The organism is Methylorubrum salsuginis, assembly GCF_900114375.1.
GTDB classification, from domain to species: Bacteria; Pseudomonadota; Alphaproteobacteria; order Rhizobiales; family Beijerinckiaceae; genus Methylobacterium; species Methylobacterium salsuginis.
The window spans coordinates 1-23558 of record NZ_FOSV01000006.1 but is presented as its reverse complement, the minus strand read 5'-3'; the positions used below and the strand labels follow the sequence as shown (position 1 = coordinate 23558).

Sequence of the window (23558 nt, the reverse complement as noted above, 5' to 3'; positions counted from 1 at the left end):
GATGTGTTCGATTACATCGAGCGCTTCTACAACCCGGCGCGGCGGCACTCGACCCTGGGCTACCTCAGCCCTGTCGAGTTCGAAAACCGTGCCCAATGAGCTTAGGACGGTGTCCAACAAACCGGCAGCAGGCCAGTGAGCCCGGTGCCGGCCTCATCAGGCAAGACGATGCGCCATCGCCTCAACCGAGGCGGTGTCCGAGCCGCCAATTCTGCGCTCCACATCATCGCCATCGGGCGCCTGCGAACCGAGGCGCGGACCAAGGCGTACATGGCCCGCCGCATCGCGGAGGGCCACTCCAAGCTGGAAGCGATCCGCTGCCTGAAGTGCTACATCGCCCGTGAGGTGTTCACCCTCATCACCCGCAGGCAAAAGGCGACAGCCAGACTCGCATCGCCGCTTGCCACAGAGAAGGGCGACAGTCATCCGGGCCGCGTTTGCGCCACTTGCGGATGGTCTCGGTGGAAACGCCGTAGCGCTTGGCCAGAACGCCGGAGCCTCTCGTTCGAGCAGGCGATCTCGGCGCGGACAGCCGGGGTGGTGCGGGTCTGGGGATGGATGGCGAGTATCAACGAGCCCGCCTTGGCAGCAAGGCGGCGCACCCCCTCGAACCGCCACGCGTAGGCCTCGATCGCCCGACGCGCCAAATCCCAACGTCGTTGCGAAACCAGACAACTAATCGCTGCGCGGAACCTGACCGACGGTCCGTCTCCGCACGCCCGCCGCCCCGCCGTCGCGGGGGCGGCCCGCCCGGCTCCGGGCAGGAACGCCGGTCCCCTCAGCCATTCCCCCGCGCGAGCGCCGCGAGCGCGGGCTCGCACAGCGCCCGCGGGACGGCGATGAGTTCGCCGTGACGCGGCTCCGGTCGGTTGTAGACCGTCGGGCGGCCGTCGAGGTCGCAGACCACCCCGCCCGCCTCGCGCAGGATCAGGTCGGCGGCGGCGAGATCCCAATCCCGCGAATCCTTCGACACGAGGCCGAGGTCGATCACGCCCTCGGCCACCCGCGCGAGCCGCAGGGCCAGCGAGGGCACTCGCTCGACCCGCGTCACCGCGGGCTCGGCCCCGAGCCGGGCGGCGCCGCCGAGGAGGCGGTCCTGCATCGGTTTGGGGCCGGTGATGCGCGCGCCCTCCAGCGCGCCTTGCGCCGAGGCGCGGATCGGCACGCCGTCGAGCGTCGCACCCGCTCCGGCCATCGCCTCGTAGAAGCGCCCCGTGGCAGGGGCGAACACCACGCCGAGCACCGGCTCGCCCGCCTCCAGAAGCGCGACCGCGATCGACCAGTCGGGATGGCCCGACAGGAAAGCGCGGGTGCCGTCGATCGGATCGACGATCCAGACCCGCTCCGCGCCGAGGCGCACGGGATCGTCGATCGTCTCCTCGGACAGCCACGCCGCTCCCGGCTCGACCTCCGACAGGCGCACCTTGAGGAAGGTGTCGACGGCCACGTCCGCCTCCGTCACCGGAGAGCCGCCGGATTTCGACCAGACCCGCGCGCGCGTCTGCCCGCCGGGCTCGAAGAAGGGCAGCGCGAGGGCGGACGCCTCGCGCACCGCCGCGCGCAGGAGCGGCGCCAAAGCCGCGACGGACGGCGCCCCGGACGAGGATGTCGTGTCGGTGGTCATGGGCTCGCTTGCAATGATGTGCTCCGCGGGAGGCCGGCGGAGCGCACTTTCGTTCTAAGGGCGAAGGCCCTCCCCTCACAAGGACGGACCGGCGCAAGCCTGCCGTGCCCCGGTGGCGGCGGCGGCGAGGCGGCAGCCCGATACACGGGTCTTTCACCGATCGCGAAAAGGGTCCGTTGAGCATTCCGGAGACTTCGGGGTCGTCCACCATCGCTTAACGCTCACTCTTAAGGCGCCTTGGGGGTGGCCTGGGGCCATATGCTTGTCATGACAGCGCGTCCGCCAGAGACCGCGACCCAGGACAAGGCATCGAACCGATGATGACTTTCGAGATCACCGCTCTGGACTGCCGGATCGCCAACGAAGACGGTGCGATCCGCCACGCCGTCACCGTCGCCGCGACGCCGCTGCCGATCCTCGGCAAGGCTCTCGGCAAAAGCCAGGGCGCCGTCCCGGTCGGCGCGGCGCTCGCCTTCGACGACGACGCGGCCGACGCCACCGGCGAGGACCGCTTCGCGCTCCTCCTCGTCGATGCCGAGGGCGAGGTGCTGATGCGGCTGGGCGCCTTCACCGAGGAGGAGGTGGTGGCGCAGTGGCGCGACCTCTCGGCCAAGGGCGGCCTGACCCGGATGCTCCTGCGCGAGGACGGCAGCCTCGTCCCGGTCTCGCAGCAGATCGGCCGCCTCGCGCTCGGCCGCAGCCGCCAGCGCCGCCGCAACGGCTCGCTCAGCGGCCGCCGCCCCCGCTTCCTCACCCGCCGCAAGGCCACCCGCCTGCCGGCCCGGCCGTGCATCCACCGGGGTGAGAGCGAGCTGTTTTCGCGGGGGTGATGAAGCGTTTCAGGGAATCTGGACGCTCCCCTCCACCGCACGCCACCCCATCCGGTCGGGAGGCGTATCGCCGGGATCAAGACTGAGGGCACCGTCCGCGCGGTAGGTCAGGACATGCCCGTCGGGCCGATACAGAGACCATTGCTCGCCGTCATCGTCCGCGTAGGGCCATGTCTCGAGAACGGCACCGAGGTCGAACCCGAAGGTCGCCCGGCGCTCGGCTGCATCGAGTTCGAACCGCGCCAGCCGCTGCCCGTCGAAGTCCCGCGCAGCGGCCTCGATCCGGTCCTGGGCGCTTTCATCCTCGGCCGAGAGCGTGCCGGAAGCGGTGGCGCGCCAGCGGCAACAGAACACGAAAAGACACCATGCTCCGACCGGTTTGACACGCCGCATTGCCGCAGACGCCCGAAGCTTAGCCGAGGATGACGTCGAGACGAAGGGCTCGCGGATGACGAGGCGGGGCTCTCCGAACTCGAAGGAGAGAATACTTCCCTGCCCGTGCTCCACGCCCCAGCAGGGCACGCCGATCAGCGGAGCGAAGGTCTCGGAGAAGGGATCGTCCATCGCGGCATCATGGTCGCAGGCCGCGACGCATCGCAACCACGCATCGCCTCAGCCTACCCATTGCCGATCGGCAGGTCGGGCGCCCGGTCCATTGGCGCGCCGTCGTAGCCTTCGAGCCAGGCCGTGCGCTCGGGCGTGTTCTGCCCGTAGGGACAGGCATCGCGGGGACGCCCCTGCACCCGCGCACGAGCGCCTTCGGAAACCGCCTCGTCGACGGAGGCCTGCGGATCGGTGTCGCTCATGGGCCGGATATGGTGCGCGGCGGGCCGGAGACGATGCCCTCAGGCGAGCACCCGCGACAGCGCATCCAGGCCTAACCCCGCAAACAGCATCAGCCCGGCGTCGCGGTTCGAGCGGAACAGGGCGAGGGCGAGGCGCCCGTTGCGCGGAGAAAGGCGCACGACCTGCTGGCCGAGATGGGCGGCAAACAGCGCGAGGCCGAGCCAGCCGAGGAGGCCGGCACCAGCGCCGATCAGCGCCGGCACCATCAGGATAGCGGCGAGGCCATAGCAGAGCCCGACCAAGGGCTTGAGCCGGGCGCCGAACAGGCGGGCCGACGACTTGATGCCGGCGATCTCGTCGTCCTCGATGTCCTGCACCGCGTAGATCGTGTCGTAGCCCACGATCCAGGCCACCGTGCCGGCATAGAGCCACAGGGCCGGAGCCTCGACGCGCCCGAACACCGCGACCCAGCCCATCAGCGCCCCCCAGGCGAAGGCGAGGCCGAGGACGCCCTGGGGCAGCGGCATGATCCGCTTCATGAACGGGTAGATCGCCACGGGGGCCAGCGAGAGCATCCCGACGAGGATCGCCGTGCCGTTGAACTGCAGCAGCACGGCGAGGCCCACCAACGCCTGCGCCACGAGGAAGGCGGCCGCCGCCTTGGTGCTCACCTGCCCCGAGGGGAGCGGACGCGAGCGGGTGCGCTCGACCTGCGCGTCGAGGTCGCGGTCGGCGATGTCGTTGTAGGTCGAGCCGGCGCCGCGCATCGCCACCGCCCCGATCAGGAACAGCACGAGGTGGAGCGGATCGGGGGCGTGCCCGGCGGCGATGCCGGCGAGCGCCGCCGACCACCAGCACGGCAGCAGCAGCAGCCACCAGCCGACCGGACGCTCGATCCGGGCGAGGCGCAGATAGGGCCGGGCGCCGGCCGGCGCGAGCCGGTCGACCCAGTGGCCGGCGACCGCGTCGGCGACGCGGCCGGTGGGCTCGTGAGGGGAACGCAACGCGGTGGGTTCGACGGCGGCCTAGAGCGCGCCCGTCACAAGGCGCCCTGGGGCATCTTGAAGCTGCCGGTCAGGCCGGGGCCGCCGAGCAGGCCGCCGCCCCCGCCGTTCTGGGCCTGGGCGCGGGCCTGGGCCTCCATCTTGGTGGCCTGGGCCGCCATGCCGCAGACCTTGGAGCGGATGTCGCCGACGCGCTTGTGGTCGGCCTGGAAGCCCTCGGCGAAGGAATCCGGGATCGAGCACCATTCCTTGTTGGCGGCGATCCACTTGATGCCGGCCGTGCCGTTGGCCTGGAGCTGGCCGAACAGGGCGCAGGCCTGCTGCGGCGTCATCTTGTGCTTGGAGTTCGAGGCGGCGTTCGCCTTGCCGACGAGGTTCTTGCGCTCCATCAGCGTCTTCTGGATGGCGCTGCAATCGGTGCCGCCCTGGGGCACGGCCGGAGCCGGCGTCGTGGTGGTCGGCATCGGCATGGCCATCGGCGCGGGCGCGGCGGGCGCGGCGGGCGCCGCCTCGGCGGGCGTCTCCATCGAGGGAGCCGGCATCGAGCCGAAGGCGCCCTGGGCCAGGGCCGGGCCGGACAGAAGCGCGAGGGTCACCAGCGAACCGGCGAACTTGGTGAAGGCGGCAGACGGCGCAGTCATGAGGGCTCGGTCCTTTCCCTGTCGGCCGCGGCGGGTGTCGTCCCCGCTTTCGCAGCCCCCACCCGATGCCGGCTCCCGGCGCGGCGTGCGCGCCCCGAATCCGCCGATCAGGCCTTGCGATGTTTCGTGAGGATGTTCCTGCACGGGAATGTGGCGCCAATGGTGCCGCGGGTCTCGGGACGGCTTAGGCCGTGGGCAAGAGGCGGAAAAAGGAGCGGTGTTGCCTGCATGCATCAGGCCTCAAGCGCCGGCGCCCGCGTCCGCAGTCATGAAGTCCCCTTGGGCTTCTCGCTCCGCTCAACGCCTCGGCCTGCGCCGAGGACCGCTGCGCGGGGCGCTCTTCGCGCCCGGCTAGACGGTGCCGTCGCTCGTGCCGGGCGATGGCCCGATTGACAGCGCCGGGCCCTCACGCGAGGAGGCCGGCATGGCCCTCTACGACTTCACCGCGCCGCGTCTCTACGTCGAGGCGGATCTGGCCGAAGGGCGCGTCCTGCCCCTGGAACGGGCGCAGGCCAACTACCTGCTCACCGTGCTGCGCAAGACGGAGGGCGAGCCGGTGCTGCTGTTCAACGGCCGCGACGGCGAGTGGCGCGCCGACCTCGTCCCCAACGGCCGCAAGAGCGCCGACCTGAAACTGGTCACGCAGACGCGCCCGCAGCCGGCCCCGCCCGACCTGCATTACCTGTTCGCCCCCCTGAAGACCGGCCGGCTCGACTACATGGCCCAGAAGGCGGTGGAGATGGGCGCGGGCACGCTGCGCCCGGTCTTCACCCGCTTCACCCAAGGGGAGCGGATCAAGCTCGATCGGCTCCGCGCCAACGCGATCGAGGCCGCCGAGCAATGCGGCATCCTGGCGATCCCCGCGGTCGCCGAGCCGGAGCGCCTGCCCGCGGCGCTCGACGCGCTGGAACCGGAGCGCCTGCTGGTGTTCTGCGACGAGGACGCCCCCGTCGCCGACCCGGTCGCGGCGCTCCGCGGCGCGGCGTCCGACAAAACCCCACCGCTCGCCGTGCTGGTCGGCCCCGAGGGCGGCTTCCACGAAGAGGAGCGGGCCCTGATCGCGGCGCGGCCCAACACGGTGGCGCTCTCGCTGGGGCCTCGCATCCTGCGGGCCGATACGGCGGCGGTGGCCGTCATGGCGCTGGTGCAGGCAGTGCTGGGGGATGGGCGCTAAGGTACGAGGAGGCCACGACAAGCCCTCTGAGGCCTGTTGCCGCTTTCAGGGCGCGAAGAGCGCCCCGCAGCAGCCTCGGCTTTCAGCCGAGGCGTCGAGCGGAGCGAGAAGCCCAAGGGGACTTCAAGACCGCGGATGCGGGCGCCGGCGCTTGAGTCCGACAGAAGAAACGCCATACCCGCACCGTGACGCCCCTCCGCGTTGTCGGCCCTTGCGGCCTGCTCTAAGGACACGACATCTCCGGCGTGGCCGATCGCGGGCCCGGTCTTCAGGATCGGGCCTTTTTTCGCGCCTGCCCCACCACCGGCTCGACGAGGCAGCGCATGGCGCGCGACACGTCCGACACGACCCCGCTGACCTCGCGGGACGAACTGATCGCGTGGTTCTCCGACGGCGAGAAGCCGGCGACGCGCTTCGCGCTGGGCACGGAACACGAAAAGATCCCGTTCTACACCGCCGACCGCACGCCCGTGCCGTACGAAGGCGAGCGCGGCATCCGGGCTCTGCTGGAAAACCTCGGCCGCGAGACCGGCTGGGAGCCGATCCTCGACGGCGCCAACATCATCGGCTTGGCCCACAACGAGGGCGGCGGGGCGATCTCGATCGAGCCCGGCGGGCAGTTCGAACTGTCCGGCGCGCCGCTTCCCGACGTCCACGCCACGGTCGCGGAACTCGACGAGCATCTGGCGGCGACCCGCCGGGCCGCCGAGCCGCTCGGCATCGGCTTCCTCGATCTCGGCATGAGCCCGAAATGGACGCGCGAGGGCACGCCGTTCATGCCCAAGAGCCGCTACCGCATCATGCGCGGCTACATGCCGAAGGTGGGCACGCTCGGCCTCGACATGATGCTGCGCACCGCGACCGTGCAGGTGAACGTCGATTTCTCCTCCGAGTCCGACATGGTGCGCAAACTCCGCGTCGGCCTCGCGCTCCAGCCGGTGGCGACCGCCTTGTTCGCCAACTCGCCCTTCACCGACGGGCGGCCGAACGGCTTCCTGTCGCGCCGCTCCGAGATCTGGCGCGACACGGACGCCGACCGCACCGGCATGTTCCCGCAAGCCTTCGAGGACGGGTTCGGCTACGAGCGATACGTCGATTGGCTGCTCGACGTGCCGATGTATTTCGTCAAGCGCGGCGAGACCTACCACGATGTCTCCGGCGCCTCGTTCCGCGACCTGATGGAGGGGCGGCTCGCGCAGCTGCCCGGCGAGCGCGCGACCGTGTCGGACTGGGCCAACCATGCCTCGACCGTCTTCCCCGAGGTGCGCCTGAAGCGCTTCCTCGAGATGCGCGGCGCCGATGTCGGAGGGCCGGCGATGATCGCGGCGCAGACCGCGCTCTGGGCCGGGCTGCTCTACGACGAGGGGGCGCTGTCCGCCGCCTGGGATCTCGTGCGCGGCTGGACGGCCTCCGAACGCGAGTCGCTGCGCGCCGCCGTGCCGCGGCTCGGGCTCGCCGCCAGCATCGGCGGGCGCAGCCTCGGCGCGGTGGCCGCGGAAGCGCTGAGCATCGCCCGCGCCGGCCTGCAGGCGCGGGCACGCCGGGACGCGTCGGGCCGGGACGAGGCGATCTACCTCCAGCCGCTGGAGGCCATCGTCGCCGCCGGGCGCAGCCGGGCCGACGCGTTGCTGAGCCTGTACGAGGGCCCCTGGGCCAAATGCGTCGATCCGGCCTTCACGGAATGCACGTTCTGAGGGGCCGGACGATCCCGACCGCCCCGCCGGACCGAACCGGACCGTGCGGTGGGGCACACGACGCCACGGGTCGGTTGGGGTCGCGGGAACCCTAGGGTTAAAAGAAAGTTCCTGAGCGTGTTCGTGACACTTCAGGAGTACGCAGCCATGTCGTCGCGCATCACGGTCCTGATGCTGGCCGGCCTCGCCACCACCGGTCTGACCGTCGTCGGCACCGCCCCCGCTGCCCAGGCCGCGCCGCTTCCGGCGCTGACGGGCGACCTCGTCGGCGGCACCAAGACCCATGTCGATCACGTCGGCTGGCGCCGCGGTTACTACGGCGGCGGCTACGGCTATCGCCGCCGCGGCAATGTCGGCGGCGCGCTGTTCGCCGGCGCGGCCCTCGGCCTGATCGGCGGCGCGCTGGCGGCGAGCGCGGCCCCCCGCTACGGCTATTACGGCGGCGGCTACGGCTACCCGGGCTACGGCTACGGCGGCTACGGCTATGCGCGCCCGGTCTATTATGCCCGCCCGGCCTATTACGGCGGCTATGGCGGCTACGGGTACCCGGCCTATGGCGGGTACGGCGGCTATTACGGCTGGTAAAAAGTCCCCTTTCGCGAAAAGCGTTTCGGGGCCCCGTCGGCGCAGGCCGGCGGGGCCTTCGTGCTATGGGCTGGACGCGATGTCCGACGCTCCGCCTTCTCAAGAACCGATCGATCTCGACCTGAGCGGGCTCAAATGCCCCCTGCCGGCGCTCCGCACCCGCAAGGCCCTGCGCGGGCTGGCGCCGGGCGGGCGGCTGCGGGTGACCTGCACCGATCCGCTGGCGGGCATCGACATCCCCAACGCCGTGCGCGAGGAAGGCGCCGCGCTGGAGGCGCAGGAGCGCGACGGCGCCGCCTTCCGCTTCCTGATCCGGCGCCCGGCCTGAAACCGGATGACCGCCCGAGGAGAGCCATGCCGGCCGACAGCCCGAACCCGAAAATCCGCGGCACCCGCACGGTCCATGACGGCTGGGCGAGCTTCCTCATCGCCGACGTCACCCTGCCCGACGGGCACGAGGCCACCCGCGAGATCGAGGATCACGGCGAGGCGGTCTGCGTGCTGCCCTACGATCCGGAGCGCCGGCTCGCCCTGGTGATCCGCCAGTTCCGGGCAGCGCCCTTCTTCGCCGCCGCCCTGCCGGAGATGCTGGAGGCCCCCGCCGGCCTCCTCGACGAGGCCGACCCGCAGGCGGGCGCCCGGCGCGAGGCCTTCGAGGAGACCGGGGTGCGCCTCGGCGCCCTGGAGCCGGTGGCGACGGTGTGGACCATGCCCGGCGTCTCGACCGAGCGGATGCACCTGTTCCTCGCCGCCTATGCCCCGGCCGACCGCGAGGGCGCGGGCGGCGGCCTCGCCGAGGAGCACGAGGGCATCACCGTCGTGGAGATGCCGCTCGCCGACCTCGCCGCCCTGGCGGAGGCGGGCGAACTCACCGACATGAAGACCTACACCCTGGTCCTGGCCCTGCGCCTGCGGCGACCGGATCTCTTCGTCTAGCTTGCCTGCCCCGACTTTGTGCCGGCGCAAGCCTTGCCGGAAGGGCGGCGCCGGCTATCATTTCGGATGCGGAACGGGGCTCGCGGCCTGCCCGCGTCCGGCCCCGAGCCGGGCCGGCGCCTTTTTTTAGAACAGCGCCCGCCGCCTGGGAGACGTTCATGTCGTTCTTCATCGGGATCGCCTGTCCCTGGCTCATCGTCTCCGGCCTGATGCTGATGTGGCATCGCCGCGCCGAAGAAATCGGCCCGAAGCGCGACTGATCCTCCGGCCCCGCCCGCCTCACCTCCGAGCCTTTCGTCACGGCCGCTCGAACCGGACGCCGACTTCCCGTGTTCACTGCGGACGCGAGCGCGCGCCCGTCGGGTGCGGCGCGCGGATGAAAGCCGGAAGTTGGAGTCGGACATGGACATCGCCCTCGACAAGGTCACCGAGATCATCCTGCGGCTGCGGGCGATCGAGGCGAAGGAAGGGGCGACCGACCCGGATTCGGGCTCGAACCCGATCGACGACGGGGCGGCGGACGTGCTCGTCGGCGGCACCGACGACGCCACCGAGCAGGAGATCGCCTCGGCCATCGCCGGCCTCAACGAGGACGAGCGCAGCAACCTGATGGCCCTGCTCTATATCGGGCGCGGCGATCTGGAGCCGGCGGAGTGGGGCGAGGCGGTGCGCATGGCGCGGGAGCGCGAGGCGGCGGGCGACAGCCCCGTGCGCGAGCTGCTCGGCACGCCGGATGCCGCGGCGCTCCTGGAAGAGGGGCTCGACGGCCTCGGCATCGCGATGGAAACGCCTGAGGCGTAGAACGAACGAGGGCCGGGGGCCCGTGCCCCCGGCCCTCGTTCGAATCACGGCTCGCAGGCGAGCACTTTGGCCCCCACGGCGACGAACTCGGCCGTGCTGCGCAGATCCTCGCTCAGGCGCGGCGTATGCGCCACCAGCGAGGCCTCGCGCTCCAGCTGGTCGTTGCAGGCGCAGGAGGGCAGGCCCTGGCCGACCGGCGGCGAGCAGGCGTCGTGGTGCATGCAGGCCCGGTCGAGGGCATCGACCGGCGGCAGGCCGGCGCCGCGGCTGCCGGGGCCGCAGTAATTGCCGTGGAACACCAGCGCGCCCTTCGGCAGGCCGGCCCCGAGCTTCGGCGTCGCCGGCAGCGCGATGTCCGGGGCCTCCGGCGCCGCGATGTCCTGCGCGAAGGCCGCGAGCGGCGCGCCGACGAGGACGGCGCCGAGTCCGGCCGCGAGAGACAGCCGCCGGATCGCCGGATGCAAAGAGGGAATGGTCAAGGTCGTACTCTCCGTTCGAAACGCTCCCCTCGCAGCCCCCGGCCGGCGCGACCGTTGCCGTCGCCGCGGGACCGACTGAGCCGTTTCAACGGTTTTTTACGGCTGTGGTTCATTCCGGCCCGTGCACCGCACCATTCGGCGCTGCGGCGGGCGCCGTTCAGAACCGCCAGTTCAGGCCGCCGCGCACGAGGCCGAAGCCGGATTCCGAGCGGCCGGTGCCGTAATAGGCCGGCACCGCGGCGTCGTAGGCGGTGGCGCCCGCACCGCGCTTGCCGAGATCGACGTAGAGGCCCTCGACCTTGACCGAGATCTTCTCCGTGAGCGCGTATTCCACGCCGCCGCCGACCGCGTAGCCGAGCCGGGTCGTGTCCGGCAGGGTGTAGGAATAGGCGCCGGCGTAAGGTGAGGCGCCGCCGCCGCCATAGGCGAAGCCGCCGGTGCCGTAGACGAGCCAGCGGTCGAGGGCGTAGCCGACGCGCCCGCGCACGGTGCCGAACCAGTCGAGGCTCGGAGACACCCCGTAATACGGCGTCGCGCCGATCGTGCCGTCGCCGCGCCGCCCGAAGGTGGTGCCCTGGAAGTCCGCTTCGGCGCCGAGCACCCAACCCGAACCCGGCGTGAACTGGTAGTTGTAGCCGACCTGCCCGCCGCCGAAGAAGCCGTTGCCGGATTTGGATTCGGTGACCGTGCCATAGGTCGGGTCCGCGTAGGTCGAGGCGCCGCCGCGGAAGCCGTATCCGGCATTGGCACCGATGTAGAACCCGGTCCAGGTGAAAGCCGGCGGGATCGGCGGTGGAGGCGGCGCCACCCGCGGCGGCAGGTCGGCGGCGGAGGCCGCGCCCGCGAGGACGAGACCGGCCAGCGCCGGCAGGGTCGAGCGTCGGATCATATTCATTTCCCGTTCTCCGAAGTCTCAGAGCGCCGCCAGCAGCAGCAGGCCGACCACCCCCACGGCGAGGATCAGGCACAGCGCGAGGTCGATCACCGTCTCGCCGCCGCAGGGCTCGGGCGCGTCGAAGCGGGGCATCGGATGCGAGGCCGGCGCCTCGGCCAGGGCCGACCTCATCGGGCGACCGCCGCGGCGAGGGCGAGACGCACGGGCTCCGGCCGCGGACCGCCGGCCCGAACGTGTTCCGCGGCGAGCGCCCCGAGGGCCGGCAGGGCGAGCAGGCCGGCGAGGACGAGGCCGCGGCAGAGCGGACGCACCGAGCCGTCGAGGAGCGGACGTGGTTCCGGGCGCAGGACCAGCGGCGCCTCGCCGACCGCGAGGAGGGGTCTCAAATCGCGCATCTCCCGCTCCATCTCCGTTGTGTGGGAAAATTGACCACGAAGCTATGCGTGTGCAAAAATCCCACGTCAATCGGAAAACGGTGGGTGATCGTGCCGAACCGCACTTCGTGGGATTGTGTCCCACAGCGCCGGCGATAAGGTCGGCCGATGTCAGAGACGCCCGACCCCGCTCCGAGCCCGGACGGCGCCGCCCTGCACGGGCCGGTGGCCCGCCTGCTGCGCCCGCTGGTGCGGCTGCTGGTCCAGCGCGGCATCACCTTCCCGGCGCTGACGAACCTGCTGCGCGAGCTCTACGTGAACGTCGCCGAGTACGACTTCGCCCTGCCCGGCAAGGAGCAGACCGACAGCCGGGTCAGCCTGCTCACCGGCATCCACCGCAAGGAGGTGCGGCGCCTGCGCGGCGCGGGTGCGCCGGTGAGCCCGGTGCCGGCCACGGTCTCGCGCACGAGCCGGATCGTCGCCCGCTGGCTGGCGGCCCCCGACTTCACCGATGGCGGCGGGCGCCCGCTGCCGCTGCCGCGCACGGCGGAAGGCGGCGCCCCCTCCTTCGAGACCCTGGTGGCGGGCGTCACCAAGGACGTTCGCCCCCGCGCCGTGCTGGACGAGTGGCTCGACCGGGGCATGGCCGTGCTCGACCCGGAGGGCCGGGTTCAGCTCCTCGAATCGGCCTACCTGCCCCGCGGCGGGGGCGAGCCGCAGCTCTACTATTTCGGCCGCAACCTGCACGACCATCTCGCGGCGGCGGTCGAGAACGTCGCCGGCCCCTCCCCCCGCTTCTTCGAGCGCGCCGTGCATTACGACGGGCTGTCCGAGGCGCTGGCGGGGCGGCTGGAGGAGCGGGCGCGGGCCATCGCTATGGACGCGCTCAAGCAGGCCAATGCCGAGGCGCACGCGGCCTGCGCCGACGATCCGGGCGGACGCCACCGCTGGAATTTCGGGATCTACATCTTTCGCGAGGAGGTGGAGGCCAAACCCGCGGCAGCGCAGGAGGTAAAGCCCGCGGCGGCGCCTGAGCCAGAGGCCGAAAGGGGTCGCGCGCCTTGAGCCGGCCCGCGCACCCGACCCGCCGCGGGCTGCTGGCGCTGCTCGCAGGCACTGCCCTGGCCTGGCCGCATCCCGGCCGGCCCCAGACCGGCGCCGAGCCGCCGCAGGACCGCGGCATCGGCGGCACCGGAGCGCGGCCGGACGTGGAGGAACTCCCGGGCGGCGACCGCGGCATCGGCGGCACGGGGGTGATCGGCACGATCCGCCGGTTCGGCTCCATCGTGGTCAACGGCCTGCGCATCGCGTACCCGGCGGATGTGCGCGTCACCCTCGACGGGCGCCCGGCCCGCGCCGCCGACCTGCGCATCGGCCACGTCGTGCGCGTCGTCGCCCGCGAAACCGGGGGCGCGCTGACCACGCGGGCCATCGCGGTGACGAGCGAGGTGGTCGGCCCGGTCGAGGCGGTCGGCCCCGGCCGCCTGACGGTGCTTGGGCAGACGGTCTCCACTACGGGCCTGACGGCCCCGAACCCCGTCGCGGTCGGCGAGCGGGTGGCGGTGAGCGGCCTGCGCCGGGGCGACGGCACCATCGTGGCGAGCCTGATCGAGCCCCGCACCGACGGGCCGGACCGCGTCGCCGGGCCGGTGCGGCGCGGGCCCGACGGGGTCGCGCGCATCGGCGGCCTGACCCTCGACGGCCTCAAGGACGGGTTCGCGGGGCGGCGCCTCCTCGTCGAGGGGCGGCCCACCGAAACGGGCTTTGCCGTCGCCTCGAGCCGCGACCTCAGCCGCCCGTTCCCCAAGGGCCTCGCCCGCGCCTCGGTCGAAGGCTACGTCGTGCCGGGCGGCGGTGGCGGCCTCCGCCTCGGCTCCGGCCTCGCGGTGGCGGGCCGGCCCGGCCCCGACCTGCGGTCCGGCTCCGGCCCGGCGGTGATCGAGGCGGGCATCGGTCGCGACGGGCGCATGACCGTCGAGTCCGTGCGCGGCGACGGCCCCTCGCCCCGCGGCATCGGCGGACCGGCCGGCGGCGGACGCCCCGGCGGCCCGCCGGGGAGCGGCGCCCCGGGCGCCCGTCCGGGCGGGATCGAAGCACCGTCCGTCCGTCCGGGTGGGCGCGAGCCGGTCGGCGGCCCCGGACCGGGCCGCGGCGGCTCCGGGTTCGGCCCCGGCTCCGGCACCTTCCCGATCGACACGCGGCCCGCGCCCGGCCAAGGTATCGGCCAAGGTCCTGGCCAAGGTCCTGGCCAAGGCGGTGGATTCGGCGGCGGATTCGGCGGCACCGCTCCCGGCGGCCTCGGCGGCCCTCCGGGCTTCGGCGGGCCTCGCCCGGGCGGTGGTGGATTCGGCGGCCCCGGCGGTTTCGGCGGCGGGCCGGGCAGCTTCGGCGGCGGCGGTGGGCCGGGCGGGTTCGGCGGGGGCGGCGGGCCCCGCTGACGGACCTTCGGCGTCATGGGTCCGACCCGGGCGGCCTCCGCCCCGCCCGGGCCTTGACCGCCTGCCGAGGGGCATGTCCCGATCGACGGGATGAAGCCGCTCGCCGACCCTGCAGCCCGTGCCCGCTCCACCGGTTCCGGCGAGCCGCCGAAAGGCGGCTTCGCGGCCCTGACGCCGGAACTGGATGTCGAGGATCTCGATGCGAGCCTGCGCTTCTGGTGCGATCTGCTCGGCTTCGAGGTCACCTACGACCGCACCGCCGCGCGCTTCGCCTATCTCGAACGGGGCGGGGCTCAGATCATGCTCTGCCAGCACAACGGCCGCTGGATGACGGGCCGACTGGAGCGTCCCTACGGTCGGGGCGTGAACTTCCAGATCATGGTCGATCGGCTCGCCCCCATCCTCGCCGCTCTCGACGCGGCGCGCTGGCCCCTGTTCGAGGAGCCGAGCGAGGCGTGGTACCGAACGGGGTCCGTCGAACGCGGCCAGCGGGAATGCCTGGTGCAGGATCCCGATGGATACCTCGTGCGCCTCGCCGAGACGCTCGGGCAACGTCCACCGAAGTCGCTTCCGCCGGCCGTTCCGGAGATCGCTCACCTGTGACCGGATCGGGGCCGCGTTCGGCCCCTTTAGGAAGACCCGCCCTCTCCGGACACCTTGCCGAACCGGGTGCGAGCCGTTCCAATCGCCGCCCCCGAGCCGCCGAGACCGACTTTCGTGCCGTCCACTTCCCCCGCGGTCCCGCTCGCCTCGTTCCTGCTGCTCGCGGCGGGGCTGGCGCTCAAGCACGTCGTGGCCGACTTCCTGTTACAGACCGGCGCCATCGCCCGCGGCAAGGAGCGGCGTCAGGGCTGGCTCGGGCCGCTCTGTCTGCATGCGCTGGGCCACGCCGGGCTGACGCTCGCCCTCGCGCTCCTCGTGGCCCCGCTTCTGTGGTGGCTGGCCCTCGTCGATTTCGCCGTCCACTTCGTGATCGACCGCGCCAAATCGATCCTCGGCCATCGCCTCGGTCTGGGCACCGACGACGTGCGGTTCTGGTGGCTGATCGGCTTCGACCAGTTCCTGCACCAGCTCACCAATCTCGGCCTCGCCGCCGCTTTCGCGACACTGTGACGATCGCCGATTGCCCCGGGGCGGCGGGCGTCCGCCGGACGCACGGAACGGGACCATCGGTCCGGTTCCGGGCCGCTCGATATAACCCATGTGAAAAACGGCGAAGCATTAACGGCTGCCCCCGTAGAAAGGAACGGGCTGGCAGGACGAGACGACGTGGCAGGGTGATGACCGGAGGTGTACGCTCTCGACCGCTGGTCGTCTCCTTCGCGCTGTTCGCACTGGCCCTGATGGTGCCCCCCGCGACCGTCGCGGTGGTCGCGACCCGCTGGTACGTCATCAGCGAGCAGGAGCGCCTGAGCCACACCCTCGCGCTGATCGCCGAGGAGATCCGCAGCCGGATCGACCACGACCTCGCCCAGATGGAGACCGTCGCCCGCACGCTGGCGGCCTCGCCCTCGATCGACGCCGGCGATCTGGCGGCTTTCCGGATCCAGGCGCTCGCGAGCTTCGACCCCGCCGAGGCGACGGTGACCCTGGCCGACCTCGACGGTCGCCAACGCGTCAACACCCGCGCCTCCGACGATTCCGCCCTGCCGACCCTGCCGCGTCCGGATCTGATCGCCCGGCTCGTCGCCACCCGCCGACCGGTGATCTCGGGCCTGATGAGCAGCCCGCTGACCGGGCGCCCGATCGTCAGCGTGTTCGCGCCGGTGATCCGCGACGGCGCCGTGGTCAGGCTCGTCGCCCTGGTGGCGCTGGCGGACCGGTTCGAGGCGCTGATCCGCAGCCCCCACGTCACCGATCCCTACTGGGCGTCGGTGATCGACGGCAACGGCGAGGTCGTCGCCCGCATCGGACAAGCCGACGCGGTGGATGAGCCAACCTCGGCCTCCCAGAGCGGCGCCGAGGACGGCATCCTGCGGATCGAAGAGACCTCGCGCCTGTCCGACTGGCGCTTCGCCACGGGGGTCGGGCGCGACGCCCTGGAGGCCCCGCTGCGGCGCTCGCTACTGCTGCTCCTCACCTTCGCCCTCGCGCTGATCGGGCTGGGCGGCTGGTTCGCCCTGCGCACGGCCCGCCGCATCGCCCGCGCCGCCGCCCGCCTCGCCGCCGAGGCCGAGGGGATCGGCCGGGGCGAGGTCGTGGCCGCGCAGGACAGCGTGATCCGCGAGGTGCGGGTGGTCGAGCATGCGCTGGCCTCGGCCTCGCGGACGCTGCACGATCAGCGTGCCGCCCTCGACGCCGCCCAGGCGGCCCTCGCCGCCCGGGCGGAGGCGAGCCAGAGCCGCTTCCGGATGCTGGCCGACAATGTCGGCGACATCATCGTGCTGTTCGGCGCCGGCGCCTGGACCTTCGGCGAGGTCTCGCCGTCGTTCGAGCGGATGCTCGGCTACGACGCGGCGGCCCGCGCGGGCCTGACGCTGACGGGCTTTGTGCATCCGGAGGACCGGCGCATCGTCGAGGACATGCGCGCGGCGCTGAGCACCGGACAATCCCCGGCCACCGGCCTGTTCCGCGCCCGCCACCGCGACGGCGCGTGGCTGTGGCTCGAATGCGTGAGCAGCCGCATCGAGGGAGCCGACCCGAGCGAGCCGCAGGTCATCGCGGTGATGCGCGACGTGACCGCGCGCAAGCAGCAGGCCGACGAGCTGCGCCTCGCCTGCGACATGGCCGAGCTCGCCAAGGCCAAGGCCGAGAACGCCAGCCGGGCGAAGTCGGAATTCCTGGCGATGATGAGCCACGAGATCCGCACGCCGCTGGCCACCATCCGGGGCTACGCCGAGCTGCTCGGGAGCAGCGGCCCCTTGAGTGCCGAGCAGGCGCGCAGCCTCGCGCGGGTGAGCGAGGCCACCGGCACGATGCTGACGGCGGTGGACGACATCCTCGACGTCGCCCGGATTGAGGCCGGCGACTTCCAGCTGCGGGAGGAGGACTTTTCGCTGGCCGAGGCGGTCGAGAGCGTCACCGCCTTCGTCCGCCCCGCCGCCGCCGAGAAGGGCGTGACGCTGGGCCTCAGCATCGAGCCCGAGCTGCCGCGGGCGGTGCGCGGCGATCCGCGGCGGCTGCGCCAGATCCTGCTCAACCTGCTCAACGTCAACCTGCGGGAGCGCCGCGGCGGCCTCGTCACCCTCTCGCTCTACGCGCTGCGCGGCGCCGAGAACCGGATCAGCTTCGCGCTCACCGGCAGCGGCGGCCACGCGCCGCCGGCCGAGCGCAACGGGCTCGGACTCGCCATCGCCGGACGCCTGATCGCCCGGATGGGCGGGCGGCTGGAGACGGTGTCGTTCGCGGGCGAGGCGTCGAGCCACCGCTTCAGCCTGCACCTGCCCGCCGCCGAGACGGCGTTCGCCCCGGCCGCCCCGCAGACCGCCCCGGCGGAACCGGACGCCACGGCGGCCGCGGATGCCGAGCCGCCGACCGCGGGCGGCCTGCTCGCAGGGGCAAAGATCCTGCTGGTCGAGGACCATACGATCAACCAGGCGCTGATCCGCCGCCTCCTGGAGCGGCAGGGCTGCCGGGTCGCGGTCGTCGAAGACGGCGCGGCGGCGATCGAGGCGGTGCAGGCGCATATCCCCGACCTCGTCCTGATGGACGTGCAGATGCCGGGCATGGACGGGCTGACCGCGACGCGGCGCATCCGCGCCCTGCCCCATCCCTGCCGCCACGTGCCGATCCTGGGGCTGACCGCCAACGTCCTGCCCGAGCAGGTCTACGCGATCCGCGAGGCCGGCATGAACGGGCACATCGCCAAGCCGGTCGACCGCGACCGCCTCTGCGCCGCCATCGCCGAACATCTGCCCGCGGTGATGCTGGCGGAGGTGCCGGCCACCACCACTCCGGCGTCGATGCCGGTGATCGACCGGGCCGCCTACGACCGGCTCGTGGGGTCGCTCGGGACCGAGAGCGCCCGCGGCGCGCTGCGGGGCTTCGTCGCGCTGCTCGACGTGACCTTCTCCGATGCCGCCATCCTGCGGGCGGAAGCCCCCACCATCGCCTCCGGCGCGCGGCGCTTCGGCCTGACCGACCTCGCCGCCGCCCTCGACGGGCTCGAACAGGACGGCGACGCGGCTTTGCGCCGCTGCCACGTGGCCCGCGACCTCGTCGGCCGCGCGATGGACGAACTGGTCGGCGTCGCGCCCGTCGAGGTCTCGGCGCTGATCGCGCATCTGTAACGCGCGACACGATGCCATCGCTCGACGCGTGATCGCCGTAGGGCCGGGCGGGAAGAGCGCCCCGCTCGAATGGCTTCGACTCCGCCGGAGCATCGCGCGGAGGGGGAGCCAGAGCCGCAGCCGCGGCTGCCGGCGCCCGAGGCCGGCATGAACCGAAACCATCGCTGCGCGCGATTGCCTTGGCGTGTCCGCCCGCCGCTGCTATCTCCCGCGCTGCCCTTCCCCACCGACCAGCCCGTGCGCCGCGCGAGCCCCGCTGAGCCGCGCCGTGCCGGAGACCCCGATGACCACCTCGCCGATCGACAACATCCGCAACTTCTCCATCGTCGCGCATATCGACCACGGCAAGTCGACGCTCGCCGACCGGTTGATCCAGACCACGGGCACCGTGGCGCTGCGCGACATGAGCGAGCAGATGCTCGACTCGATGGACATCGAGAAGGAGCGCGGCATCACCATCAAGGCGCAGACCGTGCGCCTCGAATATCCGGCCCAGGACGGCAAGACCTACATCCTCAACCTGATGGACACGCCCGGCCACGTGGACTTCGCCTACGAGGTCTCGCGCTCGCTGGCCGCCTGCGAGGGCTCGCTGCTGGTCGTGGACGCCTCGCAAGGCGTCGAGGCGCAGACGCTCGCCAACGTCTACCAGGCGTTGGATGCCAACCACGAGATCGTGCCGGTCCTCAACAAGGTCGATCTGCCGGCCGCCGAGCCCGACCGGGTGAAAGAGCAGATCGAGGAGGTGATCGGCCTCGATGCCTCGCAGGCCGTACCGATTTCGGCTAAGACCGGCCTCAACATCGAAGCGGTGCTGGAGGCTATCGTCACGCGCCTGCCCCCGCCCAAGGGCGACCGCGACGCGCCGCTGAAAGCGCTGCTCGTCGACAGCTGGTACGACGTCTATCTCGGCGTCGTCGTGCTGGTGCGCATCGTCGACGGCGTGCTCAAAAAAGGCATGACCATCCGCATGATGGGGGCGGACGCCGCCTACGGCGTCGATCGCATCGGCGTGTTCCGGCCCAAGATGTCCGACATCGCCGAACTCGGCCCCGGCGAGGTCGGCTTCCTCACCGGTTCGATCAAGGAGGTCGCCGACACCCGCGTCGGCGACACCATCACCGAGGACAAGCGCCAGACCACGCAGATGCTGGCGGGCTTCAAAGAAGTCCAGGCGGTGGTGTTCTGCGGTCTCTTCCCCGTGGACGCCGCCGACTTCGAGAGCTTGCGCGGCGCGATGGGCAAGCTCCGGCTCAACGACGCGTCGTTCTCCTACGAGATGGAGACCTCCGCCGCGCTCGGCTTCGGCTTCCGCTGCGGTTTCCTGGGGCTTCTCCACCTCGAGATCATTCAGGAGCGGCTGGAGCGCGAGTTCAACCTCGACCTGATCTCGACGGCGCCCTCCGTGGTCTATCGCCTGCTGATGCGCGACGGCGAGACCAAGGAGTTGCACAACCCCGCCGACATGCCCGATCCGATGAAGATCGAGACCGTCGAGGAGCCGTGGATCCGCGCCACCATCCTGACGCCCGACGAGTATCTCGGCGGCGTGCTGAAGCTGTGCCAGGACCGGCGCGGCATCCAGATCGACCTCAACTACGTCGGCAAGCGGGCCATGGTCGTCTACGACCTGCCGCTCAACGAGGTCGTGTTCGATTTCTACGACCGCCTGAAGTCGATCTCGAAGGGCTACGCGAGCTTCGACTACCACGTCTCCGACTACCGCGAGGGCGACCTCGTGAAGATGTCGATCCTCGTGAATGCCGAGCCGGTCGATGCCCTGTCGATGCTGGTCCACCGCACCCGCGCCGAGTCCCGCGGCCGCGCCATGTGCGAAAAGCTCAAGGACCTGATCCCGCGCCACCTGTTCCAGATCCCGGTCCAGGCGGCCATCGGCGGCAAGATCATCGCCCGCGAGACCATCCGGGCGCTCTCCAAGGACGTGACCGCCAAGTGCTACGGCGGCGACATCTCGCGCAAGCGCAAGCTTCTGGACAAGCAGAAGGAAGGCAAGAAGCGCATGCGCCAGTTCGGCCGGGTCGAGATCCCGCAGGAGGCGTTCATCGCGGCGCTGAAGATGGACGATTGATCAGGCTCCACCGTCACTGCGAGTTGCTAATTAGCAAACCAGACCTGTAGAGGCGCGCCGGCGGCGTGTAATCCACCCCTGATGCGGCGCGCTGACAGAGGTTGCGGCCGGTCGTGGATACCGGGTTTCGCTGCGTAGTCACGGATTGACGGGCGGCAGGGTTAAAACTGGATCGGTGGACCGCTTTGGGTGGAATGCGGCCATCTTTCAGCACGACCCATCCGTTCAGCGCTTCCTATCTGAACGACGCTGCCGTTGCGCTCAATGCGTGGCTCCCAGCAGGCGAGCCATTGACCTGAGCAACGACTGCAATGAGCAGGGAAACAGATCACCACTTCAAAAATGCCTGGAACTCCGCCACGGCTCACGAGGCATCTGGACATTTCTTCCACAGCATGCTGAAATAAAAGTTGTATAAAAATTTCATGCAGTGGGTGGGTGAAGGTGAGCTCTCTGAAATCGCCGGATGGACGATATGAAATTATAGACAATACTGAATTTTATTAATATTCCGAACAATATTTTGAACCTTATACAGTTTATGATATTAGACTCGTTGACAATCAACTCGGAACAACAATAATTTTGCATAATGGCACCGTAGAAGACCGCGGGGGGGGGGCTTTAGCGTATTTAGTCCAGACAGCAAAAATCTGATTTAATGCTTTAATGAATACGATGGAAGCGAGCATTATCGTCTTTATGATATTGAAAATGGCAAGAGTTATGGCTACTCTGCCCCGAGAAATCTACTTACAAGTCTTGAAATATCCAAGGACGGATCAAAAGCTATTGCATTGTCCGGCTACGATCAAGCATTTGTAATATATTTTCCATCCATTGCGCAATTCGCGCTTCCAATCGCGTCTGGAGAGAAAGTATCCGGGACCGGATCCGGTTCGCTGAATGTTGGCGACACGGTCGCCATCACTCTGGGGCTTGTGGGAATCACCCAGGCGACGGGTCAGGAAAAAATGACGTTGAGCCTGAACACAGGCGCAGTCGCCACCTATGATGCCGCCGCCTCTCGGCCAGGGCAGGCCTATGTCTTCAAGTACACCGTCAAAGACGACGAGGTCGCCAGTGACCTGTCGATCATATCGGTCAATCTGAACGGTGCCGTCCTGCGGGACGCCGAGGGCAAGGACGCGCTGATTTCTAGTGACCTGTCCTTGATGAGCGGTACATTGAAAGTCAACGGCTATATCGGTTCTGCTGGGAACGAAAACTTCTACGGAACAAGTGGCGCCGAAACGTTCGAGGGCCGCGGTGGGGACGACATCTATCGCATCAACAACGTCGGCGATCGGGTGATCGAGCGAAAGGGTGATGGACACGACACGATCGTGGCGACTCTCGACTTTGCTCTCGCCGAAGGGGTCGAGGTTGAGACTATCCGCGCCGCGAAATCGATCGGCGCGGCCGATATCAAGCTGACCGGCAACGCGTTCGCCCAGACCCTGGAGGGCACCGAAGGAAGAAATGTCCTCGACGGGCGAGGCGGCGCCGACATTATGCGCGGCAAGGGCGGCGATGACCGCTACTACGTCGATTCGGCACGCGACGTCGTGATCGAGGAGCGTGGTGGGGGATTCGATACGATCCTCACTAGCGTCAGCTTCGCTTTGGCGGCGGGGCTGGAGATCGAGGCGCTGGAGATCGCCGATCCCGCCAAAAGTTCTGGGAGCACTGTGAGACTCACAGGCAACGAGTTCGCGAACCGGCTGACCGGCGACCGAGGCGACAACGTCCTCGACGGGGGCGGCGGCATCGACATCATGCGCGGCCTGGGGGGCAACGACACATACACCGTCGATAAGGCCAGGGATCAGGTGATCGAGGCGAAAGGCGGCGGGACCGATACCGTCGTGACGACGGTGAGCTACGCGCTGACCGCCGGCCAGGAGATCGAGGCGCTCCAGCTCGCCGCATCGACCGGCTCCGCCAATCTCAATCTGACCGGCAACGAGTATGGTCAGACCCTGATCGGCAATGCCGGCGCCAATCGTATCGACGGCGGCGGCGGCATCGACATCATGCGCGGCCTGGGGGGCAACGACACATACACCCTCGACAAGGCCAGGGATCAGGTGATCGAGGCGAAAGGCGGCGGGACCGATACCGTCGTGACGACGGTGAGCTACGCGCTGACCGCCGGCCAGGAGATCGAGGCGCTCCAGCTCGCTGCATCGACCGGCCAAGCCAATCTCAACCTCACCGGCAACGAGTTCGCCAACGCGATCCGCGGCAATGACGGCAACAACGTCCTCGACGGGAGCTCAGGCTCGGACATTCTGACCGGCCGGGCGGGCCTGGACGCGTTCGTCTTTTCGACAAAGCTTGGGGCCGGCAACGTCGACCGCATCACCGACTTTGCGCCGGTCGACGACACAATCCGCCTGTCGGAGGACATCTTCACGGCGCTCGGAGCGGGGCCGCTCCGGGCGGCGGCGTTCAAGGACCTGAGCGTGGCGGGCGCCAAGGTCGATGCCAGCGACCGCATCCTCTACGACCGCGACACGGGTGCATTGTCCTACGACGCGGACGGCTCAGGCACGGCGAAAGCGATCAAGTTCGCCGTGCTCGACAATCACGCCAAGCTCACCCACGACGACTTCTTCGTTGTGTAAGGCTCGCGTGAGGGGTGATCTCGTATGATCGACCCTCGCGCGGTCCGGCTCGGTGACACGCAACTGATCGCGCATTGATTTATCGAGCTAGAGCGCATTCCGACGAAGTGGATGCCGGTTCGTCGAAAGAATGCGCGGCAAAACAAAAACTTAGAGCCGTGCGTACGCTTCCGTTCGATCGAGCACGGCTCTAATCCGGGTGCGTTCAGCCGCCGAAGGCTGCACTGTAGAATTATGAAAAGTCCGCAATGGGTCGATTTTGTTGAAAAACTCGGCTGTTGCAGCGGCATTTGCGAGGTGATTCACTGCCTTTGTGAGGCGGGGATCGACGCAGATGATGGGACCTCGG

The 23558-nt window shown here is 70.2% G+C and carries 24 protein-coding genes and 2 pseudogenes; 16 read left to right on the top strand and 10 right to left on the bottom strand.

The genetic code is table 11. From position 1 onward, the window contains the following. Together BM140_RS25110 and BM140_RS09380 are read left to right on the top strand one after the other, a co-directional pair. Positions 1 to 99: IS3 family transposase (locus BM140_RS25110; protein WP_131803783.1), on the top strand; the 99-nt coding region annotated here is incomplete at its 5' end. 36 nt (positions 100 to 135) lie between these two features. Continuing rightward, positions 136 to 401, top strand: a pseudogene (locus tag BM140_RS09380) (transposase); the annotation flags it as partial. A 14-nt stretch (positions 402 to 415) separates the two neighbouring features. Here the strand turns inward: BM140_RS09380 and BM140_RS26245 are convergent. Both BM140_RS26245 and BM140_RS09375 read right to left on the bottom strand, forming a co-directional pair. Then, a pseudogene (locus BM140_RS26245) lies at positions 416 to 569 on the bottom strand (IS481 family transposase); the annotation flags it as partial. 209 nt (positions 570 to 778) lie between these two features. After that, a complete protein-coding gene (locus BM140_RS09375) occupies positions 779 to 1624 on the bottom strand; it encodes an inositol monophosphatase family protein (RefSeq protein ID WP_091944594.1) in 846 nt (281 codons plus the stop codon). 317 nt (positions 1625 to 1941) lie between these two features. Between BM140_RS09375 and BM140_RS09370 the strand changes: the two genes are divergently transcribed. Beyond that, positions 1942 to 2454 carry a DUF6101 family protein gene (locus BM140_RS09370; protein WP_091944591.1) on the top strand — a complete coding sequence of 171 codons (513 nt, stop codon included), beginning with the start codon at positions 1942 to 1944 and terminating at the stop codon, positions 2452 to 2454. A 9-nt stretch (positions 2455 to 2463) separates the two neighbouring features. Here the strand turns inward: BM140_RS09370 and BM140_RS09365 are convergent, their stop codons facing one another. The 4 genes from BM140_RS09365 to BM140_RS09350 are packed head-to-tail and all read right to left on the bottom strand — an operon-like array spanning position 2464 to position 4885. Further along, on the bottom strand, positions 2464 to 3018 hold the full coding sequence (locus BM140_RS09365; protein ID WP_091944588.1) for a hypothetical protein: 555 nt from the start codon (positions 3016 to 3018) through the stop codon (positions 2464 to 2466). 53 nt (positions 3019 to 3071) lie between these two features. Beyond that, entirely contained in the window at positions 3072 to 3260 is a 189-nt protein-coding gene (rmf, locus tag BM140_RS09360) for a ribosome modulation factor (protein ID WP_091944585.1), read from the bottom strand. Between the two features lie 39 nt (positions 3261 to 3299). Beyond that, positions 3300 to 4244, bottom strand: a complete 945-nt coding sequence (gene ubiA / locus BM140_RS09355) for a 4-hydroxybenzoate octaprenyltransferase (RefSeq protein ID WP_091944583.1) — start codon at positions 4242 to 4244, stop codon at positions 3300 to 3302. Between the two features lie 35 nt (positions 4245 to 4279). Further along, positions 4280 to 4885 carry a hypothetical protein gene (locus BM140_RS09350; RefSeq protein ID WP_091944580.1) on the bottom strand — a complete coding sequence of 202 codons (606 nt, stop codon included), beginning with the start codon at positions 4883 to 4885 and terminating at the stop codon, positions 4280 to 4282. A gap of 424 nt (positions 4886 to 5309) precedes the next feature. Here BM140_RS09350 and BM140_RS09345 point away from each other — a divergent pair, with 424 nt between their 5' ends. The 6 genes from BM140_RS09345 to BM140_RS09320 all read left to right on the top strand — a co-directional run bounded on the left by BM140_RS09345 (position 5310) and on the right by BM140_RS09320 (position 10075). Next, complete coding sequence (locus BM140_RS09345) at positions 5310 to 6059, top strand: 16S rRNA (uracil(1498)-N(3))-methyltransferase (protein WP_091944577.1); 750 nt, start codon at positions 5310 to 5312, stop codon at positions 6057 to 6059. 323 nt (positions 6060 to 6382) lie between these two features. Continuing rightward, positions 6383 to 7753, top strand: coding sequence for a glutamate--cysteine ligase (locus BM140_RS09340; RefSeq protein ID WP_091944574.1), 1371 nt, complete (start codon positions 6383 to 6385; stop codon positions 7751 to 7753). Between the two features lie 147 nt (positions 7754 to 7900). Further along, on the top strand, positions 7901 to 8338 hold the full coding sequence (locus tag BM140_RS09335) for a hypothetical protein (RefSeq protein WP_091944570.1): 438 nt from the start codon (positions 7901 to 7903) through the stop codon (positions 8336 to 8338). Between the two features lie 79 nt (positions 8339 to 8417). Further along, positions 8418 to 8666: a sulfurtransferase TusA family protein gene (locus BM140_RS09330; protein WP_091944567.1), complete on the top strand. Its 249-nt coding sequence runs from the start codon at positions 8418 to 8420 to the stop codon at positions 8664 to 8666. A gap of 26 nt (positions 8667 to 8692) precedes the next feature. Then, the gene (locus BM140_RS09325; protein ID WP_091944564.1) at positions 8693 to 9274 is read left to right on the top strand and encodes an NUDIX domain-containing protein; all 582 of its coding nucleotides are present in this window, start codon (positions 8693 to 8695) and stop codon (positions 9272 to 9274) included. A 402-nt stretch (positions 9275 to 9676) separates the two neighbouring features. After that, complete coding sequence (locus tag BM140_RS09320; RefSeq protein WP_091944561.1) at positions 9677 to 10075, top strand: DUF3775 domain-containing protein; 399 nt, start codon at positions 9677 to 9679, stop codon at positions 10073 to 10075. Between the two features lie 44 nt (positions 10076 to 10119). On the opposite strand, the gene BM140_RS09315 is transcribed toward BM140_RS09320, so the two are convergent. The 4 genes from BM140_RS09315 to BM140_RS09305 all read right to left on the bottom strand — a co-directional run bounded on the left by BM140_RS09315 (position 10120) and on the right by BM140_RS09305 (position 11844). Further along, positions 10120 to 10554: a phospholipase A2 family protein gene (locus BM140_RS09315; protein WP_091944558.1), complete on the bottom strand. Its 435-nt coding sequence runs from the start codon at positions 10552 to 10554 to the stop codon at positions 10120 to 10122. Between the two features lie 157 nt (positions 10555 to 10711). Then, positions 10712 to 11443, bottom strand: a complete 732-nt coding sequence (locus BM140_RS09310) for an outer membrane protein (protein ID WP_091945137.1) — start codon at positions 11441 to 11443, stop codon at positions 10712 to 10714. A 24-nt stretch (positions 11444 to 11467) separates the two neighbouring features. Next, positions 11468 to 11620 (bottom strand): hypothetical protein, encoded by a 153-nt coding sequence (locus tag BM140_RS25810; RefSeq protein ID WP_165616428.1) that lies wholly within the window; start codon positions 11618 to 11620, stop codon positions 11468 to 11470. Continuing rightward, on the bottom strand, positions 11617 to 11844 hold the full coding sequence (locus tag BM140_RS09305; protein WP_091944555.1) for a hypothetical protein: 228 nt from the start codon (positions 11842 to 11844) through the stop codon (positions 11617 to 11619). The genes BM140_RS25810 and BM140_RS09305 overlap by 4 nt, the downstream gene beginning before the upstream one ends. Positions 11845 to 11991: 147 nt before the next feature. Here BM140_RS09305 and BM140_RS09300 point away from each other — a divergent pair, with 147 nt between their 5' ends. The 7 genes from BM140_RS09300 to BM140_RS09270 all read left to right on the top strand — a co-directional run bounded on the left by BM140_RS09300 (position 11992) and on the right by BM140_RS09270 (position 23209). Beyond that, complete coding sequence (locus tag BM140_RS09300; RefSeq protein WP_091944552.1) at positions 11992 to 12888, top strand: DUF6502 family protein; 897 nt, start codon at positions 11992 to 11994, stop codon at positions 12886 to 12888. Next, on the top strand, positions 12885 to 14261 hold the full coding sequence (locus BM140_RS09295) for a DUF5666 domain-containing protein (RefSeq protein ID WP_091944549.1): 1377 nt from the start codon (positions 12885 to 12887) through the stop codon (positions 14259 to 14261). The genes BM140_RS09300 and BM140_RS09295 overlap by 4 nt, the downstream gene beginning before the upstream one ends. 90 nt (positions 14262 to 14351) lie before the next feature. Further along, on the top strand, positions 14352 to 14864 hold the full coding sequence (locus BM140_RS09290; protein WP_091944547.1) for a bleomycin resistance protein: 513 nt from the start codon (positions 14352 to 14354) through the stop codon (positions 14862 to 14864). Positions 14865 to 14978: 114 nt separating this feature from the next. Next, on the top strand, positions 14979 to 15374 hold the full coding sequence (locus tag BM140_RS09285; protein WP_091944544.1) for a DUF3307 domain-containing protein: 396 nt from the start codon (positions 14979 to 14981) through the stop codon (positions 15372 to 15374). 167 nt (positions 15375 to 15541) lie between these two features. Beyond that, positions 15542 to 18490, top strand: a complete 2949-nt coding sequence (locus BM140_RS09280) for a response regulator (protein WP_091944541.1) — start codon at positions 15542 to 15544, stop codon at positions 18488 to 18490. Positions 18491 to 18773: 283 nt separating this feature from the next. Next, entirely contained in the window at positions 18774 to 20579 is a 1806-nt protein-coding gene (gene lepA, locus BM140_RS09275) for a translation elongation factor 4 (protein WP_091944538.1), read from the top strand. A 974-nt stretch (positions 20580 to 21553) separates the two neighbouring features. Then, a complete protein-coding gene (locus tag BM140_RS09270) occupies positions 21554 to 23209 on the top strand; it encodes a calcium-binding protein (protein WP_091944536.1) in 1656 nt (551 codons plus the stop codon). The last annotated feature ends 349 nt before the right edge of the window (positions 23210 to 23558 follow it).

What these genes read in the sequence shown, in the direction of transcription:
- BM140_RS09300 (WP_091944552.1), top strand. Translation starts at nt 11,992, where the DNA reads ATGTCAGAGACGCCCGACCCCGCTCCGAGCCCGGACGGCGCCGCCCTG.
- BM140_RS09335 (WP_091944570.1), top strand. Translation starts at nt 7,901, where the DNA reads ATGTCGTCGCGCATCACGGTCCTGATGCTGGCCGGCCTCGCCACCACC.
- BM140_RS09290 (WP_091944547.1), top strand. Translation starts at nt 14,352, where the DNA reads ATGAAGCCGCTCGCCGACCCTGCAGCCCGTGCCCGCTCCACCGGTTCC.
- BM140_RS09270 (WP_091944536.1), top strand. Translation starts at nt 21,554, where the DNA reads ATGACGTTGAGCCTGAACACAGGCGCAGTCGCCACCTATGATGCCGCC.
- BM140_RS09310 (WP_091945137.1), bottom strand. Translation starts at nt 11,443, where the DNA reads ATGATCCGACGCTCGACCCTGCCGGCGCTGGCCGGTCTCGTCCTCGCG.
- BM140_RS09325 (WP_091944564.1), top strand. Translation starts at nt 8,693, where the DNA reads ATGCCGGCCGACAGCCCGAACCCGAAAATCCGCGGCACCCGCACGGTC.
- BM140_RS09370 (WP_091944591.1), top strand. Translation starts at nt 1,942, where the DNA reads ATGATGACTTTCGAGATCACCGCTCTGGACTGCCGGATCGCCAACGAA.
- rmf (WP_091944585.1), bottom strand. Translation starts at nt 3,260, where the DNA reads ATGAGCGACACCGATCCGCAGGCCTCCGTCGACGAGGCGGTTTCCGAA.
- BM140_RS09350 (WP_091944580.1), bottom strand. Translation starts at nt 4,885, where the DNA reads ATGACTGCGCCGTCTGCCGCCTTCACCAAGTTCGCCGGTTCGCTGGTG.
- BM140_RS09345 (WP_091944577.1), top strand. Translation starts at nt 5,310, where the DNA reads ATGGCCCTCTACGACTTCACCGCGCCGCGTCTCTACGTCGAGGCGGAT.
- BM140_RS09330 (WP_091944567.1), top strand. Translation starts at nt 8,418, where the DNA reads ATGTCCGACGCTCCGCCTTCTCAAGAACCGATCGATCTCGACCTGAGC.
- BM140_RS09340 (WP_091944574.1), top strand. Translation starts at nt 6,383, where the DNA reads ATGGCGCGCGACACGTCCGACACGACCCCGCTGACCTCGCGGGACGAA.
- BM140_RS09320 (WP_091944561.1), top strand. Translation starts at nt 9,677, where the DNA reads ATGGACATCGCCCTCGACAAGGTCACCGAGATCATCCTGCGGCTGCGG.
- BM140_RS09305 (WP_091944555.1), bottom strand. Translation starts at nt 11,844, where the DNA reads ATGCGCGATTTGAGACCCCTCCTCGCGGTCGGCGAGGCGCCGCTGGTC.
- BM140_RS09365 (WP_091944588.1), bottom strand. Translation starts at nt 3,018, where the DNA reads ATGGACGATCCCTTCTCCGAGACCTTCGCTCCGCTGATCGGCGTGCCC.
- BM140_RS09280 (WP_091944541.1), top strand. Translation starts at nt 15,542, where the DNA reads ATGACCGGAGGTGTACGCTCTCGACCGCTGGTCGTCTCCTTCGCGCTG.
- BM140_RS25810 (WP_165616428.1), bottom strand. Translation starts at nt 11,620, where the DNA reads ATGAGGTCGGCCCTGGCCGAGGCGCCGGCCTCGCATCCGATGCCCCGC.
- BM140_RS09375 (WP_091944594.1), bottom strand. Translation starts at nt 1,624, where the DNA reads ATGACCACCGACACGACATCCTCGTCCGGGGCGCCGTCCGTCGCGGCT.
- lepA (WP_091944538.1), top strand. Translation starts at nt 18,774, where the DNA reads ATGACCACCTCGCCGATCGACAACATCCGCAACTTCTCCATCGTCGCG.